Genomic DNA, 1427 nt, shown 5'->3' on the forward strand with positions numbered 1-1427 from the left:
CTGCTGGCTGCCCGATGATACGTTGTCGGAGGCAGACAGCGCATCGGCGACGACACCACGTAACCGCTCGACCATCGACTCGAGCGACATGCCGAGTGTATCCTTGTCCGACATCGGCTTCGGCTTCACCGTCAGGTCGCCGTTGGCGATCAGGTCCGCGATCGTTGCGGTGTTGCGCAGGTTTCCGGTCATGACATTGATGGTGTCGACGAGATCCTTGATTTCGTCGTTGGTCTTGATCTCGATATTCTGGTTGAGATCGCCTATGGCGACGCCTTCGGCAACCGCCTGGATCTTCTTCAGGCCGTTGTTGATGCCGAGCGCGATCCAGAGGGCGATGGCAGTCGAGAGCACGAACATGACGGCCAGTGAGGTGAGCAGAAGGTTTCGCGCGAAGGCATATTGTTCATTGGTCGACTCGTCGGTTTGATGCAGATCGGCGACGATCGCCTTGTTGACAGCGTTGACGGCATCCAGAAGAACCGCGCTTGCCTTGCGCCCCTCGCCCATGGAGAGCTCTCCTGCCTTGCGGTTGCTTTCCTCCGTATTCTCGACGGCAAGCTTAAGGACCTGGTCGTCAATTTGCTTCCAGGCCGGAAGCTGCTTCAGGAATTCCGCGCTCTTGCTGGCAACTTCCTCGTTAGCGCTCTGGGATAGTTTCTGTGCGATCTGCTCGATCGTTACCTCTTTTGCATGAACTTCATCGATATAGCCGCTGATCGCCTGCGGATCGTTGTTGAGGATGGCGTTCTTTTCGTTGCGGATCGCATCGAGCACGGCGCTGGAAAGATCGCCGGAATTGCGCAGACTGGCAGCCGGGCCTTGGATGATGTTCGTAATGGCCGAATTGAGGGAGGACAGGCTCATGATCGCCAGAACCGACATCCCGGTCGACAGCACGATCAGAAGGCCGAAGGCGAAGGCCAGTTTGAATTTGATGGTAAAGCGCATCTCTAAAAGACTCCTGGGGATGGAGAGGTCCGATGATTGAAGGTCGAATAAGTCAGACGGAAACCGTCTTGATGCGCGAAGACCGATACATTCACCCTTCCGCGAACCGGAACCGGTTCTTGAGGCCTGCGATACCATCCGCCAGCCTTTGATCCGGCGCCTTCCGGCGCCAGATCTTGTTGATGTCAGCCAGCCGCTCAGGCGCTCTGGCGAAAGTCATTGTCATCGGCGTCAGGCCCACCCATGGACATATCGAGGGAGAAGCCCTTGAGGCGGGCCTGCTGTGCGGCGACGCTATTGTCGGCGCGGGCAGCCGGTGCCCTGGCAATCGGCGCCTTGGCGGCAGGCCTGGTCTTGGCCGGGCTGATCGCCTGATGGACGGGATGGTGCGCGGCCTGGGCCTTGCGTGCATTCGCCTGATCGACCTTGAAGAAGGCGATCGAGGCCTGCAGCTCCTCGGCCTGGGCGGCAAGCTC

General features: G+C 59.0%; 1 protein-coding gene and 1 pseudogene. Both read right to left on the minus strand.

Going from position 1 to position 1427, the window contains the following annotated elements; translation table 11 throughout:
• Nucleotides 1–951: MCP four helix bundle domain-containing protein (locus GA0061101_RS38465; protein ID WP_037201716.1), on the minus strand; the 951-nt coding region annotated here is incomplete at its 3' end.
• 197 nt (nucleotides 952–1148) lie between these two features.
• A pseudogene (locus GA0061101_RS38470) lies at nucleotides 1149–1427 on the minus strand (methyl-accepting chemotaxis protein); the annotation flags it as partial.

The sequence above is a fragment of the Martinezella lusitana genome (assembly GCF_900094565.1).
Lineage (GTDB): Bacteria > Pseudomonadota > Alphaproteobacteria > Rhizobiales > Rhizobiaceae > Rhizobium > Rhizobium lusitanum.